The sequence below is a fragment of the Rhodococcus sp. GB-02 genome (genome assembly GCF_053470465.1).
On record NZ_JBPUKE010000001.1, the window covers coordinates 2003197 to 2025524 of the forward strand.

24 protein-coding genes are annotated in these 22328 nt (G+C 63.5%); 13 read left to right on the forward strand and 11 right to left on the reverse strand.

Annotation, left to right across the window (positions count from 1 at the left end):
* Positions 1-9: 9 nt before the first annotated feature.
* Positions 10-1296, forward strand: a complete 1287-nt coding sequence (locus tag ACSW29_RS09605; RefSeq protein WP_448277425.1) for an AAA family ATPase — start codon at positions 10-12, stop codon at positions 1294-1296.
* Between the two features lie 26 nt (positions 1297-1322).
* Here the strand turns inward: ACSW29_RS09605 and ACSW29_RS09610 are convergent, their stop codons facing one another.
* Positions 1323-1529 carry a hypothetical protein gene (locus ACSW29_RS09610; RefSeq protein WP_317825131.1) on the reverse strand — a complete coding sequence of 69 codons (207 nt, stop codon included), beginning with the start codon at positions 1527-1529 and terminating at the stop codon, positions 1323-1325.
* Between the two features lie 145 nt (positions 1530-1674).
* Entirely contained in the window at positions 1675-1887 is a 213-nt protein-coding gene (locus ACSW29_RS09615) for a BldC family transcriptional regulator (RefSeq protein ID WP_230812117.1), read from the reverse strand.
* Positions 1888-2176: 289 nt separating this feature from the next.
* Between ACSW29_RS09615 and ACSW29_RS09620 the strand changes: the two genes are divergently transcribed.
* Both ACSW29_RS09620 and ACSW29_RS09625 read left to right on the forward strand, forming a co-directional pair.
* Entirely contained in the window at positions 2177-2563 is a 387-nt protein-coding gene (locus ACSW29_RS09620) for a DUF4229 domain-containing protein (protein ID WP_411742498.1), read from the forward strand.
* Entirely contained in the window at positions 2560-3663 is a 1104-nt protein-coding gene (locus tag ACSW29_RS09625) for a PLP-dependent cysteine synthase family protein (protein ID WP_230812118.1), read from the forward strand. Before ACSW29_RS09620 ends, ACSW29_RS09625 begins: the two co-directional genes overlap by 4 nt.
* On the opposite strand, the gene ACSW29_RS09630 is transcribed toward ACSW29_RS09625, so the two are convergent.
* Complete coding sequence (locus tag ACSW29_RS09630; protein WP_317825133.1) at positions 3561-4199, reverse strand: GNAT family N-acetyltransferase; 639 nt, start codon at positions 4197-4199, stop codon at positions 3561-3563. The two genes, ACSW29_RS09625 and ACSW29_RS09630, sit on opposite strands and share 103 nt — an antisense overlap.
* A 122-nt stretch (positions 4200-4321) precedes the next feature.
* Here ACSW29_RS09630 and ACSW29_RS09635 point away from each other — a divergent pair, with 122 nt between their 5' ends.
* Genes ACSW29_RS09635 through ACSW29_RS09650 form a run of 4 tightly spaced genes read left to right on the forward strand, consistent with a single transcriptional unit; the run spans position 4322 to position 6367 of the window.
* Entirely contained in the window at positions 4322-5059 is a 738-nt protein-coding gene (locus tag ACSW29_RS09635; RefSeq protein ID WP_448277126.1) for a lysophospholipid acyltransferase family protein, read from the forward strand.
* A 55-nt stretch (positions 5060-5114) separates the two neighbouring features.
* Positions 5115-5366: an HTH domain-containing protein gene (locus ACSW29_RS09640; RefSeq protein WP_230812121.1), complete on the forward strand. Its 252-nt coding sequence runs from the start codon at positions 5115-5117 to the stop codon at positions 5364-5366.
* Positions 5367-5371: 5 nt separating this feature from the next.
* On the forward strand, positions 5372-5938 hold the full coding sequence (locus tag ACSW29_RS09645) for a Clp protease N-terminal domain-containing protein (RefSeq protein WP_448277127.1): 567 nt from the start codon (positions 5372-5374) through the stop codon (positions 5936-5938).
* Between the two features lie 48 nt (positions 5939-5986).
* Entirely contained in the window at positions 5987-6367 is a 381-nt protein-coding gene (locus ACSW29_RS09650; RefSeq protein ID WP_448277128.1) for a phage holin family protein, read from the forward strand.
* Between the two features lie 12 nt (positions 6368-6379).
* Here the strand turns inward: ACSW29_RS09650 and ACSW29_RS09655 are convergent, their stop codons facing one another.
* On the reverse strand, positions 6380-7249 hold the full coding sequence (locus tag ACSW29_RS09655) for a 1,4-dihydroxy-2-naphthoate polyprenyltransferase (protein WP_448277129.1): 870 nt from the start codon (positions 7247-7249) through the stop codon (positions 6380-6382).
* A gap of 49 nt (positions 7250-7298) precedes the next feature.
* Between ACSW29_RS09655 and ACSW29_RS09660 the strand changes: the two genes are divergently transcribed.
* The gene (locus ACSW29_RS09660; RefSeq protein ID WP_448277130.1) at positions 7299-10547 is read left to right on the forward strand and encodes a BTAD domain-containing putative transcriptional regulator; all 3249 of its coding nucleotides are present in this window, start codon (positions 7299-7301) and stop codon (positions 10545-10547) included.
* 21 nt (positions 10548-10568) lie between these two features.
* Here ACSW29_RS09660 and ACSW29_RS09665 read toward each other — a convergent pair whose 3' ends face one another.
* Both ACSW29_RS09665 and ACSW29_RS09670 read right to left on the reverse strand, forming a co-directional pair.
* The gene (locus ACSW29_RS09665; protein ID WP_230812125.1) at positions 10569-11396 is read right to left on the reverse strand and encodes an ABC transporter permease; all 828 of its coding nucleotides are present in this window, start codon (positions 11394-11396) and stop codon (positions 10569-10571) included.
* Positions 11393-12400 (reverse strand): ATP-binding cassette domain-containing protein, encoded by a 1008-nt coding sequence (locus ACSW29_RS09670; protein ID WP_230812126.1) that lies wholly within the window; start codon positions 12398-12400, stop codon positions 11393-11395. The genes ACSW29_RS09665 and ACSW29_RS09670 overlap by 4 nt, the downstream gene beginning before the upstream one ends.
* Positions 12401-12554: 154 nt before the next feature.
* On the opposite strand from ACSW29_RS09670, the gene ACSW29_RS09675 reads away from it, so the two are divergent.
* Complete coding sequence (locus tag ACSW29_RS09675; RefSeq protein WP_317825140.1) at positions 12555-13448, forward strand: hypothetical protein; 894 nt, start codon at positions 12555-12557, stop codon at positions 13446-13448.
* 54 nt (positions 13449-13502) lie between these two features.
* Here the strand turns inward: ACSW29_RS09675 and menE are convergent, their stop codons facing one another.
* The 5 genes from menE to ACSW29_RS09700 are packed head-to-tail and all read right to left on the reverse strand — an operon-like array spanning position 13503 to position 16814.
* Positions 13503-14642, reverse strand: a complete 1140-nt coding sequence (gene menE / locus ACSW29_RS09680; RefSeq protein WP_448277131.1) for an o-succinylbenzoate--CoA ligase — start codon at positions 14640-14642, stop codon at positions 13503-13505.
* Positions 14639-14941 (reverse strand): DUF3349 domain-containing protein, encoded by a 303-nt coding sequence (locus ACSW29_RS09685; RefSeq protein ID WP_003941976.1) that lies wholly within the window; start codon positions 14939-14941, stop codon positions 14639-14641. The genes menE and ACSW29_RS09685 overlap by 4 nt, the downstream gene beginning before the upstream one ends.
* 4 nt (positions 14942-14945) lie before the next feature.
* Positions 14946-15281, reverse strand: coding sequence for a DUF3349 domain-containing protein (locus ACSW29_RS09690; RefSeq protein WP_230812129.1), 336 nt, complete (start codon positions 15279-15281; stop codon positions 14946-14948).
* 54 nt (positions 15282-15335) lie between these two features.
* Positions 15336-15599 (reverse strand): hypothetical protein, encoded by a 264-nt coding sequence (locus ACSW29_RS09695; RefSeq protein ID WP_230812130.1) that lies wholly within the window; start codon positions 15597-15599, stop codon positions 15336-15338.
* Between the two features lie 15 nt (positions 15600-15614).
* Entirely contained in the window at positions 15615-16814 is a 1200-nt protein-coding gene (locus tag ACSW29_RS09700) for an inorganic phosphate transporter (protein ID WP_317825142.1), read from the reverse strand.
* A 284-nt stretch (positions 16815-17098) separates the two neighbouring features.
* Here ACSW29_RS09700 and ACSW29_RS09705 point away from each other — a divergent pair, with 284 nt between their 5' ends.
* From ACSW29_RS09705 to ACSW29_RS09720, 4 genes are read left to right on the forward strand one after another with little or no spacing between them, the layout of a single operon-like run.
* On the forward strand, positions 17099-18523 hold the full coding sequence (locus ACSW29_RS09705) for an ABC transporter substrate-binding protein (protein ID WP_317825143.1): 1425 nt from the start codon (positions 17099-17101) through the stop codon (positions 18521-18523).
* A 60-nt stretch (positions 18524-18583) separates the two neighbouring features.
* On the forward strand, positions 18584-20836 hold the full coding sequence (locus ACSW29_RS09710) for an ABC transporter permease (protein ID WP_448277132.1): 2253 nt from the start codon (positions 18584-18586) through the stop codon (positions 20834-20836).
* Entirely contained in the window at positions 20829-21572 is a 744-nt protein-coding gene (locus ACSW29_RS09715; RefSeq protein ID WP_317825145.1) for an ABC transporter ATP-binding protein, read from the forward strand. Before ACSW29_RS09710 ends, ACSW29_RS09715 begins: the two co-directional genes overlap by 8 nt.
* Positions 21569-22327, forward strand: coding sequence for an ABC transporter ATP-binding protein (locus ACSW29_RS09720; protein WP_317825146.1), 759 nt, complete (start codon positions 21569-21571; stop codon positions 22325-22327). The genes ACSW29_RS09715 and ACSW29_RS09720 overlap by 4 nt, the downstream gene beginning before the upstream one ends.
* Position 22328 lies beyond the last annotated feature (1 nt).

Consider the following 22328-nt stretch of genomic DNA (forward strand, 5'->3'; position numbering starts at 1 on the left):
TCACCCGCGATGCCGATGCAGACCTACGAACCCACGAATCGTGCAGGGTCCGTTCAGAACTCGCAGCGCGTCCAGAACCAGCCCGGTCCGACTGCGCGCCCAACCGCGAGACCGCTCCAGCAACCGCAGGCACCGTCTTTGCCTGGCATGCATCAGCCCAATCCCGTGATTCGGCAGTTCGGTCACCCCGGCGCTGCGCCGGTGCAGAACGGTCAAGCGCCGCAGAATGGTCACACCCTGCAGAACGGGCAGGCGATGCCGGTTGCTCCGCCGCCGGCGGTACCGGTTCACCCTCCGATACAGCAGGCCGGATTCAACCCCGCTCCCGGCAATCGTCCCGAACCGGCTCTTTCGATGACGGCGCAAGACCTCTCGGCTGCGCTCCTCGTCAAGCCTGTCCGGCCAGCCCCGGCTGGTGGCTGGCGCAAGGCGCTGTACACGATGTCCGGCCGTTCGGTGAACCTCGGGAACGGTGCGAAGGATCAGCATGTCGTCGAGTTGACGCGCCAGATCAACCAGCCCCTGCAGGGCTGCTACAAGGTTGCGGTGCTCAGTCTCAAAGGTGGCGTCGGCAAAACCACGACAACTGCGACGCTGGGATCGATGTTCGCCTCGATTCGCGGCGATCGTGTCGTCGCAGTCGATGCAAACCCGGACCGGGGAACCCTGAGTCAGAAAATCCCGCTCGAGACGCCGGCAACGGTGCGCAACCTGCTGCGTGACGAGAACAGTATCGAGAAGTACAGCGACGTCAGAGGCTATACATCGCAAAACCAGCACCGGCTCGAAGTGCTTGCGTCCGACAGTGATCCAGCAGTCTCGGAGGCATTCAGCGGCGTGGACTACACGCGCACGGTCGACATGCTCGAAAAGTTCTACAGCATAGTTCTGACCGACTGCGGCACCGGCTTGATGCACTCGGCGATGCAGGCCATTCTCGAGGGTGCAGATTCGTTGATCGTCGTCAGCTCCGGATCCGTCGACGGTGCGCGTAGCGCCTCCGCAACTCTTGACTGGCTCGACGCTCACGGTTACGGCAGGTTGGTCGCCACGTCCGTGGCCGTCATCAACGCGGTGCGGCCTCGCTCGGGCAAGGTTGATCTACCGCGGGTCGTCGAGCACTTCGAGCAGCGCTGTCGAGCAGTGAGACTGATTCCGTTCGACCAGCATTTGGAAGAGGGCGCCGAAATCGACCTGGACCGGCTCCGCCCAGGTACTCGGGAAGCGGTGCTGGAGTTGGCTGCGGTGGTTGCGCAGGACTTTCCGGCCTCCCCGTTCGGGTTGCCGGGGCGGTAATCGGACAGCCGGGTGACGCCCGGACGCTACATCGACGTGTCAGTCGGCGGTACGTCCGGACCTTCCGTGCGCTTGCGTCGTGTTTGCTGGTTCACATTCCACAGGAATTCGGGATCGTCATCCGGCCCGCGCACGCCGCTCACCGGGGCACGCGTCGACGGATCGGGCCCGAATGCCTTCCACATCAGAACGATCAATGTCACCAAACCCACCAACGCCAACAGATACAACACGGCGCACCTCCTCAGGGAACTGAGTTCGAGCCTACTCAGTCTCCGGCCCGCATCACCAGAAGTAGTGCGGACAAGCGTTTCGGCTCAGTGCGTCAATGCTGTATCTGTCGGGTAGTACGTGTTTCTCTTTGCGGGCTGCAGACGCTCAGTTGTGGTCCGCTTCCGTGGTCAGCGAGCGCAGAAGCTGCATGACCTCGGTCTCACGGAATCGACGATGTCCCCCTGGTGTGCGAAGCGAGCCGAGTCGTCCCGCGTGTGCCCAGCGGGTCACGGTCTTGGGATCGACATGAAACAATGCCGCTACCTGTCCGGGCGTCATGAGTGCGTCTGCGGCGGTATTGAAGGTTGGTGCGCTCATTGTGAGGTCCTCCATGTTGATGTCGAACGTTGACGGGCAGTGACTCTGAAGCGAGCAGTGGTTCCGACCTTGGTTCCGAACTGGTGTGTCGAGCAGTTGCCAAAAACCTGCGTCGAGTTTGTTTCGAAGTCCTTCGCTCACATTCGACCGTTTTCTGAGTGGTAGCGCAATGTTTGCACAGTTATGGCCGGGTAGTCGATCCTTCAAGTTAAGGTAATGTTTAAGTAAAGGACAAAATGGATATAGCGGGCTCGGTGCCACCGGTATTCGGAATGGGTAACCTGAGAGGGTGAGTCAGTTGTCTGAAAACCCCGAAAATGTTCCTTCCGAGCCAGCGAAAGCCAGTAAACCTTCCGCAAACTCTGGGCAAGCAAAGTCGGCTGCCGGGCCGGTGACCAAGGGTCAACTGGCCCGCGACGTGGTGCTGTACTCGGTCGCTCGACTGCTGCTTGTCGTCGCTATCGGTGCCCTCATCATCGGCGGCGGAAAGCTCGCCGGGACCGACGTTCCCCTGATTGTCGCCGCACTGTTCGCAGTGCTGATCGCGCTGCCGCTGTCGCTGCTGCTCTTCGCGAAACTGCGCAAACGCGTCAACGCGGGCATCGCGGCCGTCGACGCCCAGCGCCGGTCCGATCGTGACGATCTTCGTTCCAAGCTGCGTGGAGATGGGCGGTGACCACGGAGTCGCTCGACGTCGACCGGCGGACGTCGCGCCAGTGGGTCGACAACGCGGTGCGGTTGATCGAAGCCGACGCACAACGCAGCGCGGACACTCACCTGCTGCGCTATCCGCTGCCGAGTAACTGGACCGTCCAGCTCTATCTGAAGGACGAGTCGACCCACATCACGGGAAGTCTCAAGCATCGACTCGCACGGTCGCTTTTCCTCTACGCGATCTGCAACGGCTGGGTTACCGAAGAGACCACCGTCATCGAAGCGTCGTCCGGTTCGACGGCTGTCAGCGAGGCGTATTTCGCGAAGTTGCTCGGCCTGGATTTTGTCGCGGTGATGCCCGCGAGCACGAGTCCCGCCAAGATCGCATTGATCGAGGCGCAGGGTGGACGTTGTCACTTCGTGAGCGATCCGTCGTCGATCTACTCGGAATCGCATCGGCTCGCGAGTGAGTCGAACGGCCACTACATGGACCAGTTCACCCACGCCGAGCGCGCGACGGATTGGCGCGGAAACAACAACATCGCCGAATCGATCTTCACTCAGCTCGAGCACGAGGAACATCCGATTCCCGACTGGGTGGTCGTCGGAGCCGGGACGGGTGGAACCGGCGCCACGATCGGCCGCTTTCTTCGCTACCGGAAATTCGACACGGGGCTGTGCGTGGTAGACCCGGAGCACTCCGTGTTTTTCGACGCGTGGCGAGCGAGTGATCCGTCGATCGTCGGTACACGGGGTTCCCGGATCGAGGGCATCGGCCGTCCGCGCGTCGAACCGTCGTTTGTCGGTCAGGTGGTCGACCGAATGATCAAGGTGCCGGACGCAGGCTCGATCGCCGCCGCCCGGCATGCCAGCGCAGCCCTGGGGCGCAAAGTGGGTGGCTCGACGGGGACAAACCTGTGGGGAGCTTTTGCGTTGATTGCGGAGATGATGGCGGCCGGGCGCAGCGGCAGCGTCGTCACGCTGCTGTGTGACGGCGGAGAGCGTTACTCGGGCACCTATTACAACGACGAATGGGTGGCGTCGGAAGGGATCGACCTGCTCGGCCCGACGGCAGTGCTGGACGAGTTCGTACGTTCGGGTGCGTGGACCGCCAACTCCTGAACCGCGTACTTCTGCATTGCTGACACGTGACCACGGGCGGGGCGGCTCATCGTCACGCGTGGCCAGGCGTCCAACCCGGACGACTGCTCGTCCGTTCTGATGCGAATCAGGCCGGGGGAGAGCGTGTTGTCGGCCAGGCGCACGAATCCGAGTCGCTCGTAGTACGGCGCGTTCCACGGAACGTCGACGAAGGTCGTCAGAGTCACGAGATCGTGGTGATGGTCCGCCGCCCATTCGGTGACGGCGTCGATCAGTTGGGCTCCGAGGCCTTTGCGTGCATGGTCGGGGTGAACGGATACCTGCTCGATGTGCGCGCCGCCGTCCACGATCTCGACGAGTGCGTACGCCACGGGCACGTCGTTTGCGTCGGTCTGAACCCAGATGTGCTCGGCTGCGAGAAAATCGTTCAACTCGTCGAGCGTCGGCGGTGGATCGTCTGCGATGGCGTCCATCCCGATGTCTCGGAACGGTTCGCCCGCGGCGATCTCGATCTGTTGCAGTGCGGGTAGGTCGGTAGATATGGCCGAGCGGATCACAGAAACCGTTTTACCTCGAGAAGTGCGTTTCTCCCAGCGCTACGCCATGTGAAACACAAACCTACGCAACCGTAGGTTGTGTATCGTTTGTCCAAGGGACACTTCTCCAGCGAGGGCGGATCATGGGCAATCCTGAAGTTTCACTCGACAATTACGAGGCTGTGTACGAGTACTACCGCAGCCATCAGCAGAACCGGTTTGTGGCGCAGCTCGCCTATGCCGCTCTGGCGTTGAAGTACCGCCCACGGGTGAAGTATGCGCCGGGTGCGGAAGCTGCGCTGAAGACTCTGCTCGAACGCAAGACGCAATTGGTCGTGGCAGTCAATCATCTGACGGAGAGCGACCAATTCACGCTCGCCGCGACCGCGTGGCGTACTCCCTTGCGTCGGGTGATCGGACGCACCAGGGTCCTCGCCAAAGACGAACTCTTCGTTGATCCTTCGCAGCGCAAGAAGGTCGACATGATGGGCAGCATTCCGGTTTTTCGCAGCAAGAACTACGGCCTTCGCGCTGTTTCGGATGCCGGCCGCGTGATGATGGACGTCGCGGCCGAGCGTCTGGGCAATGGGGATTGTCTGGCGATTTTCCCGGAGGGGACGTGCAATACCGAGGATCCGGCGCGGCTGCAGCACGTCAACAGCGGTATCGGCCACATCGTCGCCCGGGCCGGGAAGTTGGGATGCTCGCCGGCCTTGGTGTCGATCGGCATCAACTACGGCCCGGTCCCCGGCGACGTGAAGGCTGCGAGCGTCTTTGTCGGGGTGCCCGTGACCGAACTACCGGACAAGCCGATGGATATCGCCCGCACTGTGCAGGCTGACTTGCAGTTGGCAGTGGACGGGGCAGTCGCCGGGTACTGACATGACGGTGTCAATTTTGGTTGACAACAACGGGATGTCAATCTAAATTGACACTATGACCGAAGCAACCTCTCTCGCCGCTGCCGCCGGCAGTCCGGATCCCGCCGAGGGATTGCGCGCCGTTCGAGCACTGCGACGTCTACTCGAAAAACTCGAGGCCATTCAGGTCGCCAATGCGCGTCGCCACGGATGGTCCTGGCAGGCAATCGCGGAAACCCTCGAGGTCAGCCGTCAAGCCGTACACAAGAAATATGCGTCCGCTCAATCGGAATCGATGCTGCGTTCACTGCGCGAGAAGGGCAGGTAAGTGCCATGTTCGAAAGGTTCTCCGCGCAGGCGAGGGGAGTCGTCGTCGATGCTGTCGCCGGCTCCGGTCCTGTCACTCCGATGGAACTGTTTTCCGCGCTACTCACAGCTGATCGAGGCATCGCCACCGAGGTGCTCACCGAGTCGGGTGTCACGCTCGATGCGATCCGCCACGCCGGCGCCGGCTCGAGCGAAGGTAGCTCGAACAATCTCGACGACGACGCCGAGATACTCAAGTCGATCGGCATCGATCTCGATGCGGTGCGGGAGAGTCTCGAGCAGTCCTTCGGCGAGGGTGTGCTGGACGAGACTCCTGTGCCGGACAGCGTCGATTCCTCTCGCAAGAGCCGATTCGGGTTCCCTCGTTCACGATTCGAGAAGGACTCCAAGAAGGTGTTGGAACTCTCGCTTCGTGAAGCGCTCGCGCACAAGGACAATCGCATCGGCGCCGAACACATCCTGCTCGGCATCTTGCGTGTCGCCGACGGGCCCACCCGTGAGGCCCTCGAAACGCAGGTCACGGTGCCGGTAATCCGTGAGCGGTTGGAAGCGAAGATGAATCGCGCCGCCTAGATTCGGCACGGTTCCGCATGCACGGGAGGGATGTGCCAGCATTCAGACATGACATTTCTGGCACGTCTCATCATCAACGGCATAGCCATCTGGCTGGCGTCGGCGTGGGTCACCGGCATCACGATCGCCAACCACGGCAACGGCACCTGGGGCACGGTTCTCGTGATCGCGGTGATCGCCCTGATCTTCACGGTGGTCAACGCCTTCATCAAGCCGGTAGTGCAGCTTCTCTCGCTACCGCTGCTCATCCTGACGCTTGGACTGTTCACTCTCGTGATCAACGCCCTGATGCTGATGCTGACGGCGTGGATCTCGTCCGGAACGTCCTACGGATTGACGGTCGACGGCTTCTGGACGGCAGTCTGGGGGGCGCTGATCATCTCGATCGTGAACTTCCTGCTCAGCGCGTTCGTCCCCGACAACCGTTGAGTGCGTCGACGTTCAGGCGAGACTGAGCGCAACTGCGGTCGCGGCACCCCAGACGAGCATGGCGAGTCCGGTATCGCGCAGCGCGGGGATCAGGTCCATTCCCTGCCCGCCTGAACGCAGCGGGGCGTTGGCTCGGATTGCCAGTGGCAACGCGAGCAATCCGAGCAATGCCCACGGAGTGCGCAGGATCAGCAGCAGGGTCGCGACGAACGGAACGGCCAGCAGGATCACGTGCAGCGTGCGGGTCTTCGCGTCACCGAGCCGTACTGCGAGAGTGATCTTTCCGGACTCGGTGTCGGTCGGGATGTCGCGAAGATTGTTGGCAACGAGCACCGCGCTCGAGAAAGAGCCGATGGCGATCGCTCCGGCCAGCCCGGCCAGATCCACCCGCTCGGCCTGCACGAACTGAGTTCCCAGCACTGCGATCAGCCCGAAGAAGATGAATACGGCGATCTCGCCGAACCCGCTGTATCCGTACGGCTTCTTGCCGCCGGTGTAGAACCAGGCACCGATGATGCAGAACACGCCGACCGCGACCAGCCACCACGCTGTGGTCGCCGCCAGAACGAACCCGGCCACCGCGGCAACGGCGAAGCAGCTGATCGCTGCGGCCTTCACGGCTCCGGGACTGACCAACTTCGACCCGACCAAACGCAGTGGCCCGACGCGGTCGTCGTCCGTTCCACGGATTCCGTCGGAGTAGTCGTTCGCGAAATTCACCCCGACGATCAAGGCCAAGGAGACGACCAGTGCCAGGAGCGCCTTCCACCACACTGCGAGGTCCAGGGACGCCGCGGCTCCGGTGCCGACCAGCACGGGCGCAATCGCGTTCGGGAGTGTGCGCGGCCTCGCGCCTTCGATCCATTGAGCAGCTGTTGCCATACAACGATCTTTGCACTGTGCAATACGATCGAACGCGGTGGATCAGCACATGACTCGAGACGTGAGTGAGCGCGCCAGGTACGCGCAGTCGGGCGAAGACCTGGCCGACATTGCCTTGCTCGGACCCGTTTCGACCAAAGTGGGCGATCGCCTCGTTCCGCTGCCGGGTCCGCGGGCTCGAACTCTGCTGGTTGCGCTGGCTCGCAATCCTGGCGAGCCACGTACCGCGCAAAGCCTGATCGACGACGTCTGGGGCTTGGAGCCGCCGCGCTCACCGATGAACGCCCTCCACACTCAGGTCTCGCGCCTGCGATCTGCACTCCCGGACGGGGCCCTCGAGGTCACGGCGGCCGGATACCGGCTCACTCTCGCCAGGCCGCGCGTCGACCTCGCCAGGGCAGCAGACACGGCCCGTCGTCTACGCGCCGGCGACGCCGAGGCGTCCGAGGCACTTGCGGCCGCGACCGAGGCGCTGCGCCTGTGGCGCGGTACACCCGGGAGCGACGTCGTCGGCGACGTCGCAGATCGTCTGGCGCTCGACGCGGGCCGCGTGTACGACGAACTGGAGACGGCGCAGATCGACGCGTTCCTCACGTTGGGGGAGTACACGGCAGCCATTCCGCTGGTGCGCGGACGGCACTTGGCGAATCCATTCGACGACACGGCAGCCGAAGCGCTGATGCGTGCGCTCGCCGGAGCCGGCCGGGTCAACGAGGCGCTCGAAGTGTTCGCGGAGTTCCGCAACCACCTCGCCAACCGTCTGGGCGCTGATCCGTCACCAGCATTGGTGACTCTGAACGCAGAACTTCTGGGGGCGCCGGCGGCAATACCGCGGGCTGGGCGTGCGATCGGCCTGCGCGCTGCGCCCAACACCCTGCTCGGTCGCGACAACGACATCGACCAGATCGAATCCTTGCTCGCCCGCTCACGTGTGGTAACGATTCTCGGACCCGGCGGTGCCGGAAAGACACGTCTTGCACACGAATTGGGTCTGCATGCATCCGTGAACCAGCCGGGCGTCTCGGTGGTACTGGTGGAGTTGGCGTCGTTGCGCAGCAGCGAAGATGTGATCGCGGCTATCGGCGGCACCCTCGGAATCAGTGAATCCGACCTGGCGCCAGGAAAATTGACCGTCGGCCGGACACATTCGGCACGAGAGCGACTCAAAGAGGCACTCTCCGCCGGTCCGATGTTGCTCATCCTCGACAACTGCGAGCACGTGATCGGCGCGTGTTCGGAGATCGTGGCCGAGATGATCGCGGCCGGCCGTCAGCTGACGGTACTGACCACCAGTCGATCTCCGCTCATGATCAGCGCCGAGGCCGTGTACCCGTTGCCGCCGTTGGCGATCGACGACGGAACCGGCTCGGCAGTCGAGCTCTTCTCGGCGAGAGCCCGCGCGGTGCGGCCTTCGGTTCATCTGGACGTCGACGCCGTCGTCAAGCTGTGTACGACGCTCGACGGACTCCCGTTGGCGATCGAACTCGCGGCCGCTCGGGTCCGGACGATGAGCGTCGACGAAATCGGTTCGAGACTGCGAGATCGGTTCGCGTTGTTGCGCTCCGATGATCCGACGTCGCCGGATCGGCATCGCACGCTTCACGCGGTGATCGACTGGAGTTGGAATCTGTTGGGCGGCGGAGATCAGATCGCGCTGCGTCGGTTGTGCCGATTCCCGGCAGGCTTCACGCTTTCCTCGGCGCAGGCCGTTGCAGGGTGGGGCGAGTTGACCGATGTGGCCGGTGCCGTCGAAGCGCTGGTGAATCAGTCTCTTCTTTCCGTCAGCGACGGGGAGGGTGAGCTTCGCTACTACATGCTCGAGACGGTCCGTGAATACGGCGAGGAGCAACTCGCTGCGTCCGGTGAGGGGCCGGAAGTGATTCGGCGTCTGGATGACTGGGCGATCGCGATCGCCGAGGACGCCGTTGTGCGATCACGAACGGATCAGCTTCGCCTGATTGCCGACCTGGACGCCGAGCACGACAACCTTCTCGCTGTGCTGCGCTGGGCAGTGGAGCGCGGCGACGCGGTCACCGTGGCCAACGTCTTTCCCGTCCTCGCGATTCTGTGGGCAGTACGAGGATCGAACTCGGAAATCTCGAACTGGGCGTCGAAGATCGTCGAGGCGACCGCGGACAACGATCTGCGCGGCGTGAACGCAGAACTGGTGGGCGCGACGTTCATTCTGGTGGCGATGCATCTCTTCTTCGCAGAGGCCGATCGAAACCATGCCCGTGCGCGGGTTCGTCTTCGAAAGCTGTTGCGTGAGCGCGATGATCTCGGTCCGTTGTTTGCATTTCTGATCAGGCTCTCCACGAGTGGGATCGCCAACCACAAACTTGCGCGGTTGGTTGCGGAAGGCGTTCGCAGTTCCGACCCCGAGACCCGAATGGCTGCGCTGTCCGCGCGTTCGAACATGCGGGAGAACATCGGCGATCTGCGCGGCGCATTGCTGGACGGGCAGACTCTGTTCGACTACGCGACCAGTGTCGGTGACGAATGGGGACTGGCGATGGCAGCCCAGCATGTCGGGTCAGTTCACAGCCAGTCCGCCCGCTATGGCGACGCCATCGCGTTCTACGCGATTGCGGCGGCGTCGATGGAACGTCTCGGTGCACGTGACGAGGCGATGCAGCTCATCTGCTTTCAAGCCGGAGCGATGATCGCATCCGGTGACACCGCCGGCGGGCGAACACTTCTCGATCGGGCGCGCCCGGCCCTGGCGCACTCGACCGGGACCGGTGCCATCGAAACCGATCAACGGCGCGCGGCGCTCATGGCGAGCATTGCCGAGGCGGATCTCGCGGACGGCCGTATCGAGGACGGCCTGGCTCGGTATCGAGAAGCACTGGAGCTGTTGGGTCCTGCAATCGAGAACATCTTCGGTGATCCCTTCGTCGTTCTGCTCGGTGCCGCGGCAGTGTGCGCTCACGTCGTTCACGGACGACATGAACTCGTGGCCGGTCGTGTTCTGCAGATGAAGGATTCGGGTGCTCTCAAGTTCGATCCGAACGGCTATGCGGACCTGCCGCTCGCGGGTTCCTTGGCGTCGGCGATCGGCTCGTTCGATCTTGTCACGGGCAACATCGACCGCGGGGTCGAACTGATGGCTCTGTCGTTGAAAATGCCCGGGAGACAAGACTTCGTCTCGCTCCACCATGCGCGTCTCTCCGACTTCGCGGTTGGTGTGGTCGGAGCCGACAGGTGGTCTGAGGAAACCGAGAAGGTGTCGGGCTACTCACGCAGAGCGGTCCGCGAAGCAGTGTTGGCTGTGCTTCGCGGACCGGTGCTGGATTAGAGCTGGACAGTGGTGCGGGACTTACGTCTTGCGCATGTACATACGGACAGTCAAAGGTGCCATGACGGCAACGATCACCGCGGCGCCGACCAACGACCACACGACGTGGATACCGAAGTGACCGTCGTTGGCAAGCTCGCGAACCGCGGTCACCAAGTGTGAGACCGGGTTGATACTCACGAACTTCTGAAGCCAACTCGGCATGGTGGCAGGATCGACGAACGCATTCGACAGGAACGTCAGCGGGAACAGCACGAGCATCGAAACGCCCTGCACCGTGGACGCTTTGTTCATCATTACGCCCATGAGGGCGAAGATCCAGCTGATCGAGAACGCGCACACCATGACCAGGATCGCGGCGGACAGAATGCCGACCACGCCGCCTGCGGGGCGGTATCCCATCGCGAAACCGACGATGAACGTGATGGTCGTGGCGATGCCGTAGCGCACGACGTCGGCGAGCAATGCACCGGACAGCGGGGCGATCCGAGCGATGGGCAGGGACTTGAAGCGGTCGAACACGCCCTTGTCCATGTCCTCACGAAGCTGGGTGCCCGTGACGATGGAACCGGTGATGACGGTCTGAACGAGGATGCCGGGAATGATCGTCGGCAGATACGCCGTCACGTCACCGGCGAGTGCGCCGCCGAAGATGTAGGTGAACATCAACGTGAAGATGATCGGCTGGATGACGACGTCGAACAGTTGCTCGGGGTTGTGCTTGATCTTGAGAATTCCGCGGTACGCCATCGTGAAAGTGTTCGCGAAGCTCTGCTGCAGGCTGATGCGGCGGGGTGCGGCATCCGGCTGGGCAATCGGTGACCGGGGTTTGGTGAGGGTGGTTGTCATGCGACGCTCCGATCGGAGTCGTTGTCGGACTGGGCGTCGTTGCGTCCACCGTCTTCGGGCTGGTGCCCGGTGATGGTCAGGAACACTTCGTCCAGGCTGGGTTTCTGTACGTTGATCTCGTCGACGGCGATACCTTGCTCGCGCAGGCGGATCAACAGGTCGGCGGTGATGGACGGGTCGCTCAACGGGGCGGTGATCCGTCCGACCTCGGGCGTGACACCTACCTCGACGCCGAGCGCCGACGCGATGAGCGAGCGAGCTTCCTCGGTGCGATCACGATCGACCAGCTTGAGCTGGAGTGAGGAGATCCCGACCGAAGCCTTGAGTTCGTCGGCGGTGCCGTTGGCGATCACGCGGCCGCGGTCGATCACCGCGATGCGATCCGCCAACTGATCGGCCTCGTCCAGATACTGCGTGGTGAGCAACACCGTCGAACCCTCGGCGACCAATCGTCGGATGGTCACCCACATCTGGGCGCGGGTGCGCGGATCCAGACCCGTGGTGGGTTCGTCGAGGAACAGCAGTGGCGGGCGAGCGATCAGGCTGGCCGCCAGATCCAGGCGTCGACGCATGCCTCCGGAGAAGTTCTTGAGCGGTTTGCTTGCGGCCTCGACCAGTTCGAACTCCTCGAGGAGTTCGAGGGACTTGGTGCGCGCATCGCGGCGGCTCAGGCCGAGCAGCCGCGAGAAGATCACGAGGTTCTCGGTTGCGGTCAGGTCCTCGTCGACGGAGGCGTACTGCCCGGTGACGCCGATCAGGGAACGGACCGCGGTGGGTTCACGGCTGACGTCGTGGCCGAAGATGCGTGCCTCACCGCCGTCGGGGCGTAGGAGGGTGGCGAGCATGCGGACGGTGGTGGTCTTGCCGGCGCCGTTCGGCCCGAGGACGCCGAAGACCGAGCCGGTGGGGACGGTGAGGCTGACGCCGTCGACCGCGCGGTGCTCGCCGAACTTCTTGACGAGTCCGTCGGCCTCGATGGCAAGAGGCGAAGCTGTGTGGTTCATGGGATGAAGCTTGGCAGACCGATCTTGCATGGACCTTGCGTGGAACTTGCGGTTACTTGCACAGCGCGCGAGGTCGGTGCTCCACAACCGGCAAACAATCCCCAGACGGATCTTGCTTGTCGGTGTGCGGGCGCGGCGGCATCACGCTCGCTGCATGGAGATTCTCACGCGGGCACAGGCTCACCGCGACGGCACCAGCGACGCGCAGTTGCAGCGAGCGGTCAGGCGCGGTGAGCTGCACCGAATCGCAGCGGGGATCTACATGCGCGCCGATCACTTCCGCGAACTCGATGCGAGAGCACGCCACCGCTGCGCTGTCATGGCAGCCGCGGAAAGCTGTGGACCAGACGCAATCGTGAGCCACGCTTCGGCAGCGGTCACGCACGGATTGGATTGCGGCGGATTGCGATTGGACACCGTGCACATGACGCGGAACCGATGCTCGGGTGGGCGGAAGAGCCAGACCTTGCATCTTCATCCAGCAGTGGTCCCGACCGAGGAGGTCGTGCTGATCGACGGCGTCGCAACCACGTCGCTTGCGCGAACGTTCGTCGACCTCGCACGGACGACGCCGTTCGAGACCGCCGTGGTGATCGGTGATTGCGCCCTGCGACGTGGGATGAGGCGTGAGAACGTCGACGCTTCGCTCGATCATGCGCGCGGACGGCTGGGGATGAGTCGCGCTCGAGTGGCGGCGACGTTCATCGAACCTGGTGCCGAGAGTCCGGGGGAGTCCATCAGCCGGGTACGCATGCGCGACGACGGTTGGCCGATGCCGACCCTGCAGCACGAGATCCGTCACGTTGGCCGGTTCATCGCAAGGGTCGATTTCTTCTGGAAAGAGCACGGTGTGGTGGGCGAGTTCGACGGGATGGTCAAGTACCGCGGCGACAATCCGGGTAGGGCGGTAGAGCGGGAGAAACTGCGGGAGGACGCTATCCGGGACGCGGGGTTCGAGGTGTTCCGGTGGGTATGGGCGGATCTTCGCGACTTCGAACGCGTCCGCGAAAGGTTCGAGCGGGCTTGCCTCCGCGGAGCCGCGCGCTGATTGTGCAGCCGCGGCGCTGATCAGGCCTGCGGCTGAACAATCGTGCTGCGGCTGCTAGCTGAACCGCGCCACCAGAGCGGCGCGATCGAGCTTGCCAGGTCCACGCAGGGGGAGTGCGTCCACGACGAACAGCTCCCGCGGCGCTGCAGTGACGTCGAGTGTCCGCTGAGCATGTGCGCGAAGTTCTTCGAGCGTCGGAGCTTCGCCCTCGGGTACGACCACGGCCACCACCCGCTGCCCCAGCCGCTGGTCGTCGACGCCGATCACCGCGCACTCGCGCACGGCAGGATGATCGGCCAACGCGGCCTCGACCACCTGCGGTACGACGGTCAGCCCGCCGGTGGAGATTGCCTCGTCCAACCGGCCGCTGATGCCAAGGACCCCGTCGACCACTGATCCGGCGTCGTCGGTCCGGAACCACCCGGGCTCGGCGAAGGCAGGGTGGTCGGGAAGCCCGCGGTACCCGGACGCGAGCATCGGCCCACCCAGCAGAACCCGGCCGTCGTCGATACGAATCCGTGCCCCGGACAACGGGATTCCGTCGTACACACAGCCGCCTGACGTCTCGCTCATTCCGTAGGTCCGGACGACGGTGACGCCAGCTTCGGCTGCCTGCGCGAGTACCGGTGCTGGAGTCGCAGCGCCGCCGAGCAGGACAGCGTCGAGCGAAGCCAATGCCTCGACCGCGGCGCGATCACCGAGCGCCTTGACCAACTGCGTCGGCACCAACGAGGTGTAGCGGCGCGGTCCGCTCATCGCGGCGACAGCGCCCGGCAATGCCGCCGGGTCGAAACCCGCACTGACGTCGACGATCACCGGTTGTGTTCCGGCGAGGACACTGCGCAACAGAACCTGCATACCGGCGATGTGGTGCGGGGGGAGAACTAGCAACCAGGACCCCGACCCGCCGAGGCGTTCATGCGTCGCGTCGCAGCTTGCCCGCAGTGCGCTCGCCGTGAGCATCGCACCCTTCGGAGTGCCGGTGGTTCCCGAGGTCGCGACTACCAGCGAAGCACCGTCGTCGATGGGCTGATCGGGGTGCAGAGCATCGCTCAGGCGGGCCGTCTCGCGCGCGTCGGACGCCGGGACGGGGAGCACGGCGTCGTGCTTGCCTTCGAGGATCTGCGCGATGCGCGGCAGTACCTCGTAAACCGCCTCACCCTGCGGAACGGCCAGTGTGCGAAGAACGTTCACCGGACATCCGGCCCGGCCAGCGGCCAACCACCGGCAGCCAGATGGCTTCGCACGCGGTCGACGTCGGTTTCGAGTGGCATCTCGTTGGTGATCTTCGTGATGAGGACCTGGATGTCGGTCTTCTCGATGGGTAGATCGCCGTCCTCGATCAACGCGTCGGCGACGGCGTCGACCTCGGTTTCGGAGAGTCTGCGAGTGAGAAGTGCGAAGAGCGGGATGTAGTCCTGCTCGGGGACGCCATTGGGATAGCCGGCCCGCAACCAGCCGACTATCGACGTGAGGAAGGGCGGAAGGGCCATGAGGTCAGCTCACGTCTCGAACTTCGTTGTCGGATTCCGCGTCTTCGATGACTGGCCACCCACCTGCGCGCAACCTCTCGGTGACACGATCGACGTCGTCCTCGGAAGGCTCCTCGTTGAGGATTCCCTCGATGATGGCGCGGATGGTGTCGTAGTCGACGTGCCGGTCCGGTACCTCGTGTGCGGACTCGATGGACATCGAAACGACCTGCTCGATCTCCTCGTCGGTCAGACGACGACGGAGAACGGCGAGCAGTGCAAAATGATCCTTGTCCGGGATGCCCTCGGGGTACCCGGCACGCAGCCAGTCGAGCACGCTGCGCAATGAATACTTGCTCAAATCCTCGGCCTCATTTTCGTTTCGGTGGTTTCAGTGGTGTGCCGCGACGACCACTCAGAAGACGTGGATTCCGAACGTGCTGGCCAAGAAGTTCTTCATCAACAACAGTATTCCGGCGAAGATCGTGACGAGCACGACCACAAAACAGAGGTACGCACCCATTTTACCCAGGGTGGACGGTCCTTCGGTGCCGTCGGCGTTCGGCAGGCTCAGCGACTTGAGACCGAAGGCGAAGATCGCCGGCAGTCCGGCTCCGAAGAGCAGTCCGACTGCCACTACCTGCCAGAGCGAATCGAGGGTATCGGTGAGTAGATGCATTCTCTTGCGCCCCTTTCAGGAGTTGCGAGTGGGTTCGGTGGACGGAGTGGGATCGGCGACCGGAATCTCTCGAGCCGTCACATCCGGATTCTCGTCCCATTCGGCGGTCACGTTGGCCGCGTCTACGGGTTCCTTACGCGAACGCAGGTACATGAAGATCGCGAACGCGATGAGAGCGGCGAAGACGACGAGCACCCCGGCAAGTCCGCCGACCAGATGCGCGAGTGCCCAGCAGATAGCGCCGACGACGGCGGCCGACGGCAAGGTGATCAACCAGGCGGCGGCCATCCGGCCCGCGACGCCCCAGCGGACCTCGGCGCCCTTGCGGCCGATGCCGGTACCGAGGATCGATCCGGTGGCGACGTGGGTGGTCGAGAGGGGGAGTCCGAGGTGGCTCGACGTGAGAATGATGGCGGCGGACGACGCTTCGGCTGCCAGACCCTGTGGCGCGGCGATCTCGACAAGGCCCTTGCCCAGCGTGCGGATGATGCGCCAACCGCCGAGGTAGGTGCCGAGCGCGATCGCGACGGCACAGGTGAACTTCACCCAGAACGGCATCTCGGTTTCGGCGGTGATGGTGCCGTGAGCGACCAGGGCCAAAAAGATGACGCCCATCGTCTTCTGGGCGTCATTGGTGCCGTGTGCAAGTGAGATCAGTGAGGCGGTGCCGATCTGTCCGAAACGGAAACCGCGCTCGCGCTCGTCTTCCTTGACGGATGCGGTGATGCGGTACACGAGCTTGGTGCCGACGCCGGCGACCAGAGCCGCGACGACCGGCGCGAGGATTGCGGGGACGACGACCTTGGTCAGAACTCCACCCCACTCGACTCCGCCCATACCGATGGAGGCGATTGCGGCGCCGATCAATCCGCCGAACAGTGCGTGCGAGGAGCTCGACGGCAATCCGAGAAGCCAGGTCGCCAGGTTCCAGATGATTCCGCCGACAAGACCGGCGAACACGATCAGCAGCAGATCCTGCCCGCTGACCGCGCCGAGGTTGACGACACCTTTGGCCACCGTCGCGGCGACCTCGACGGACAGGAATGCACCGACCAGGTTCAGGATCGCGGAAAGTGTGACCGCAACTTTGGGCTTGAGTGCACCGGTCGCGATGGAGGTGGCCATTGCGTTACCGGTGTCGTGAAAACCATTCGTGAAATCGAACGCGAGGGCGGTGACAACTACCACCAGGAGGATTACGAGCTCTGCGGTCACAACGTGAATTGTGCGTATCGAACGCGTAAAAGTACAGCGAACGGGATGCGAACAGGGGCTCCGTGGAGTACGTCCCCGTGCGTGGGCTGCGGCGCTGCCGTTCGTGATGTGTTCAGCGCCACGAAATTGGAACCCTGTGTGGGACCTCACTTTTTGGTCTCACTCACCGGGAAGGCACATTCGGACCGTTTTAAACGCTGATTACCTACGGGCACCGAGCGCACCGGAACAGGGGTTTCACCCCTGTTTCTCGGTGTCTGTCAGTGAGAAGGAGAGCTCCGACCGTGAAGCCCAACAAGTCCACGAAGCTGATCGTGGCACTCGCCGCGACCGCCGTTCTGGCGTCAGCCTGCGCATCGAATCGTGGTGACGATCCCTACGCCGTCGCTGTCGGCGGATCCGGCGTCAGCGCCGACCTCGCGTCGAGCACCTCCGATGCGAAGTTCGGCACCCTCGATTCGCCGTGTGGCGAAGGAGACGCCACCGGCGCAACCGATCAGGGCGTCAGCGACACCGAGATCAAGATCGGATTCGGCGACGACCGCGGGTACGTGAAGTCGCCGGGGCTGAACAAGGAAATGAGCGACGCGGTGAACGCGCTCATCTCGTGGTGCAACGATCAGGGCGGCATCAACGGCCGCAAGGTCGTCGGAACCGACTACGACGCCGCGATGACGCAGGCCAACTCGGTCATGCAGGAAGCGTGCGCAAGCCAGTTCATGATGGTCGGCTACGGCTTCGCGATGGATCAGACCGCCGAGCAGACGCGTGTCGCGTGCAATCTGGTGTCCGTGCCAGGCTTCACCGTCTCGCCCGACGCAGCCAACGGACCGATGACGTTCCAGGGTGTCCCGTTCCCGGTCGATTACGCGAACGGCTCGCAGTGGTTCCAGATGGCCGAGATGCACCCCGACCTGGTGAACGACTTCGACGTCGTCAACAGTACGATGCCCACGATCATCAGCTCTACCACGAAGATTCGCTCGATCGCCGAGGCTGCGGGTTTCAAGCTCAAGGATTGTGGCGTCACCCTCAACTACGAGGGCGAATCGAGCTACGTGCCGTTTGCCGAGAAGTACAAGGAGTGTGGCGCGAAGGGTATCTGGACGTCACGATCGGCGAGCCCGTCGGAGCTGAACTTCGTGAAGGCTCTCGACCAGGTCGGGATCGAGCCCATCTTCTTCGGCGAAGCCACCTGGTACGGCGCGACCGTCTCCGATTGGAACAAGGACACCGGCCTGCTCGACAACCTCAACGCGGGCATGACCTTCCAGATGCTCGAGAACGCGGACAAGGTGCCCGCAGTGAAGAAGTACGTGGATCTGGTCTCCGAGCAGGGCGGAAAGACGGCGCTCCTCGGGATGCAGGCGGCGTCGTCGTTCCTGCTGTGGGCGGCCGCCGCGGACGAGTGCGGCAGCGATCTGACGCGCCAGTGCATGGTCGACGAACTCTCGAACATTCACGAGTGGGACGGCGGCGGATTGCACGCCGCCACCGATCCCGGCAAGAACATGCCGGCCACTTGCGGACTCATGACCTCGCTGAAGGGCAATACCTACTCGCAGGCATTCCCGTCCACCGCGGGCGAATTCAAGTGTGACCCCAAGTACCTCGTCGCGACCGACAAGAGCACGTGGGGAACCGAACTCGGCGCCGACCGCGTGTCGACGAAGTACCAGAACGCGAACGTCATCAAGCCGCAGTCCTGATTCTCCTGACTCGGGCGGTGAGCGCCAACCACCGCCCGAGTCCCTAACGAGGGTTCAGCTATGAACACTTTTGTCACTTTCACGATCTTGGGTTTGGTCCTGGGATCGGTGTATGCGATCGCCGCCTCCGGGCTGGTGCTTACGTACAACACGTCAGGCATTTTCAATTTCGCGCACGGTGCTCAGGCAATGCTCGGTGCGTTCATCTACTGGCAGTTGCGCTACGGCTGGGAACTTCCCACCGCCGTTGCCTTGCTGATTTCACTCGTCCTGGTCGGGCCACTGATGGGCCTCGGCCTCTACGTCTTGATCATGAAGGGTCTGCGCGATACGGCGGAGGTCACGAAAATCGTTGTGACGGTCTCGATCCTGCTCGGTATGCTCTCGATCTCGCATTGGTTCTGGCACCCCGAAACTGCTCGGACGATGCAGATGTTTTTCGGCGACCAGTCCAAGATCACGGTGTTCGGCGCAAGCATCCGCTACCACGAGTTGATCTGCATCCTCGTTGCGATCGCTATCGCCGTCGGCCTGCGGCTCCTGTTTACGCGCACCCGCGCCGGCGTCGCGATGCGCGGCGTCGTCGACGATCCGGAACTACTGCGCCTCAACGGCCACAATCCGGAGCGTCTCGCGGCACTGTCCTGGGCGATGGGTTCGACGCTCGCAGTCCTGGCCGGCATCCTGATCACCCCGATCAGCGGCGGCACACTCGAGGCGAACATGTTGACGCTCTTGGTGATCGACGCGTTTGCCGCGGCCATGTTCGGCCGGTTGCGCAGCATTCCGCGCACGTTTGTCGGCGCCGTGGTTCTCGGGCTTGCCGGTACGTACGTATTGGCGTACTTTCCGACGAGTTGGAGCTGGACGTCGAATTTCCGTGTCTCCCTGCCGATGATCGCGCTGTTCGTGGTGTTGATCGTGCTCCCACAGGACCGGTTGCGTGGCGCGGTCACTCGGACTCGCGAGCGTTACCACGTTCCGAGCGTGCGCAAGGCCGTCGTCTGGGGCGTGGCGCTGATCGTCATCGTCTACCTGATCCGTCTGCTGATGGTGACCTCCGCCGTCACCACACTGACCATCGGAATGACGTTCGCGATCATCGCGCTCTCGCTCACCCTCCTCACCGGTTATGCGGGTGAATTGAACTTGGCGCCGGTATCTTTCGGTGCTATCGCCACCATCGTGGCCTTCCACTTCGGGATCTCCGGTTCCGGGTTGGCCGCGCACCTCAACCTGTGGGGCATCGTCGTCGGAGTCCTGGTCACCGCAGTCATCGGCGGCCTCGTTGCCCTGCCGGCGCTGCGGCTGCGAGGACTGTATCTCGCGCTTGCGACCATGGCCTTCGGAGTGTTCCTCTCCAACATGGTCCTTCGTGACACCACCGAGCACGAGATGTTCGGCATGAAGTATTCGCTGTTCAAGGACGGCAACATCGCCCTCCCACCGCTGAAGATCGGCCCGCTCGATCTGAGCAACGAGACGGTGTTCCTGATGACCGTGACCGCGCTGTTCTCGGTGCTCGGTGTCGGCGTCATCGCGTTGCGTAACAGCGGCTACGGGCGCCGACTCGCTGCGATGAAGGACAGCCCGGCCGGTTCGGCCATGCTCGGGCAGAGCCTGGTTCGGCTCAAGCTGAGTGTCTTCATGATCTCCTCGGGGATCGCCGGCCTCGGCGGCATTCTGATGTCGAGCGCCATGGGCTCCGTTTCGGGCGAAAGCTTTGCCATCATGGTCAGCCTCTCGCTGCTCATGCTGACCGTCGTCGCGGGTATCGGATACGTCACCGGCGCGCTGTTCGGTGGCCTCATGGCCGGAATCGGTTTCGCCGTCATCATGGTCTCGTTCACCAATCTGGCTTCGGCGCAACCGGAGTTGGAGGGAATGTGGCTGCTCTTCGGCAACATCGCGGCCGTCAGCCCGGCACTGATCGGCATCGGGGTCGGCGCGAACCCCAGTGGCACCATCCACCAGGTCGTCGAAGGCTACCGAAGGCTCACCGACGCCACGCCAGTCCTCTACGGCGGCGCCGCCGTGATCGCGGTGACGTACGTCCTTGCCTTGACCGGGGTGCTCGGCAACTGGTGGTTCGCGTCCATCACCATCGCGGTCGTGTTCATGCTGCCCGTGATCGGTGAGATGGTCATGCCCAGTGCGGTTCTCACTCCGGAAGAACTGGCGGCGAAGAAGATGCTGGTCCCGGAAGAGGTCGGGATCGACGTCCCATACAGCGACGAGGTGCGCGAGGAACTCGACCGTGAACTCGGCATCGACCTCGTCAAGTCCGAAAAGGAGTTGACCGCCCATGTCTGAGACACCTCTGCTCGAAACACGCGGTGTGAGCGTTCGTTTCGGTGGACACGTGGCCGTCAAGGACGTTTCACTGACGGTGGCTCCGGGAACGGTGACCGGGTTGATCGGCCCGAACGGCGCCGGTAAGACGACGCTCTTCAACACCATCACCGGGCTGCAGAAACCCACCTCCGGTCAGGTGTTCCTCGGCGGCGTCGACGTGACGAAGCTGCCGCCGCACAAGCGGGCAGGTCGCGGGCTGGCACGTACCTTCCAGCGGCTCGAACTGTTCGTCTCACTGTCGGTGCGTGACAACCTGCGCGTCGCCGGAGACATCCACAAGGCGAACGGCCGCAACAAGATCGACGTGGACAGCGAGACCGATCGCCTGCTGGAGCTGACCGGACTCACCGATGTCGCGGACAAGGACGTCGCGGACATCCCCACCGGACGCGCCCGCGTCGTCGAAGTTGCACGGGCGCTCATGACCGACCCGCGAGTGCTGCTGCTCGACGAACCGGCCTCGGGCCAGACCGAGCAGGAAACCGAGGTCTTTGCCGAGATGCTCACCGAACTGGCAGCGGGGGGACTCGGAATCTGTCTGGTGGAGCACGACATTCCGCTGGTGATGAAAGTGTGCTCGACCATCCACGTGCTCGACTACGGCGCAGTCCTCGCCTCGGGCGATCCGGAGAAGATCCGGACGGATCCGGAAGTGATCGCAGCCTACATCGGGACCGAGGAGGAGGCGGTATGACTTCAGCGAAAATTGGCGAGGCGAAAATCGACGAGGGCATACGCAGCCCCGACCGCACCGAACCGTTGCTCGAACTGTCCGGTGTCCGTGCCGGTTACGGATCCATCGAGGTTCTGCACGGGGTGGATCTGGTTCTCGAACCGGGCGCCGTGGTGGCGCTGCTCGGACCCAACGGCGGTGGCAAGACGTCGACGCTCAAGATCTGCTCGGGTGTCCTGCCGGTCACCCGCGGCGAGTTCCGGCTCGCGGGCCAGGTCGTCAACGGCGTCGAGCCTTCGGAGTTGGCTCGGCTGGGGGTCTGCTCCATCCCCGAGGGGCGCGGGATCTTCGCCAACCTGACCGTGCGCGAAAATCTGTGGATCGCCACCGGAACGGGCGTCGGGTTGGCCGAACTCGAAGAGGTTGCGTACGGCAGGTTCCCGATCCTGGGGGAGCGGCGCGGACAGTTGGCCGGATCGATGTCCGGCGGCGAGCAGCAGATGCTGGCGCTGTCACGGGCACTCGGCACTCACCCGACGGTGCTCCTGCTCGACGAGCTGTCGATGGGCCTCGCACCTCGAATCGTCTCGCAGATGTACGACGTCGTCGGCTCGCTTGCAGCCGAAGGCATTTCCATTCTCGTCGCTGAGCAGTTCGCACGAGCGGTGCTGCCCATCGCGACCTCGGCCGCACTGATGTTGCAGGGACGCGTCGTCAAGACCGGCGATCCACACGACATCGAAAACGAACTTTCTACCAGTTATCTAGGAGGATGAC

What these genes read in the sequence shown, in the direction of transcription:
- ACSW29_RS09605 (WP_448277425.1), top strand. Translation starts at nt 10, where the DNA reads ATGCCGATGCAGACCTACGAACCCACGAATCGTGCAGGGTCCGTTCAG.
- ACSW29_RS09615 (WP_230812117.1), bottom strand. Translation starts at nt 1,887, where the DNA reads ATGAGCGCACCAACCTTCAATACCGCCGCAGACGCACTCATGACGCCC.
- ACSW29_RS09635 (WP_448277126.1), top strand. Translation starts at nt 4,322, where the DNA reads ATGGGCAATCCTGAAGTTTCACTCGACAATTACGAGGCTGTGTACGAG.
- ACSW29_RS09640 (WP_230812121.1), top strand. Translation starts at nt 5,115, where the DNA reads ATGACCGAAGCAACCTCTCTCGCCGCTGCCGCCGGCAGTCCGGATCCC.
- ACSW29_RS09645 (WP_448277127.1), top strand. Translation starts at nt 5,372, where the DNA reads ATGTTCGAAAGGTTCTCCGCGCAGGCGAGGGGAGTCGTCGTCGATGCT.
- ACSW29_RS09650 (WP_448277128.1), top strand. Translation starts at nt 5,987, where the DNA reads ATGACATTTCTGGCACGTCTCATCATCAACGGCATAGCCATCTGGCTG.
- ACSW29_RS09655 (WP_448277129.1), bottom strand. Translation starts at nt 7,249, where the DNA reads ATGGCAACAGCTGCTCAATGGATCGAAGGCGCGAGGCCGCGCACACTC.
- ACSW29_RS09660 (WP_448277130.1), top strand. Translation starts at nt 7,299, where the DNA reads ATGACTCGAGACGTGAGTGAGCGCGCCAGGTACGCGCAGTCGGGCGAA.
- ACSW29_RS09665 (WP_230812125.1), bottom strand. Translation starts at nt 11,396, where the DNA reads ATGACAACCACCCTCACCAAACCCCGGTCACCGATTGCCCAGCCGGAT.
- ACSW29_RS09670 (WP_230812126.1), bottom strand. Translation starts at nt 12,400, where the DNA reads ATGAACCACACAGCTTCGCCTCTTGCCATCGAGGCCGACGGACTCGTC.
- ACSW29_RS09675 (WP_317825140.1), top strand. Translation starts at nt 12,555, where the DNA reads ATGGAGATTCTCACGCGGGCACAGGCTCACCGCGACGGCACCAGCGAC.
- ACSW29_RS09685 (WP_003941976.1), bottom strand. Translation starts at nt 14,941, where the DNA reads ATGGCCCTTCCGCCCTTCCTCACGTCGATAGTCGGCTGGTTGCGGGCC.
- ACSW29_RS09695 (WP_230812130.1), bottom strand. Translation starts at nt 15,599, where the DNA reads ATGCATCTACTCACCGATACCCTCGATTCGCTCTGGCAGGTAGTGGCA.
- ACSW29_RS09710 (WP_448277132.1), top strand. Translation starts at nt 18,584, where the DNA reads ATGAACACTTTTGTCACTTTCACGATCTTGGGTTTGGTCCTGGGATCG.
- ACSW29_RS09715 (WP_317825145.1), top strand. Translation starts at nt 20,829, where the DNA reads ATGTCTGAGACACCTCTGCTCGAAACACGCGGTGTGAGCGTTCGTTTC.
- ACSW29_RS09720 (WP_317825146.1), top strand. Translation starts at nt 21,569, where the DNA reads ATGACTTCAGCGAAAATTGGCGAGGCGAAAATCGACGAGGGCATACGC.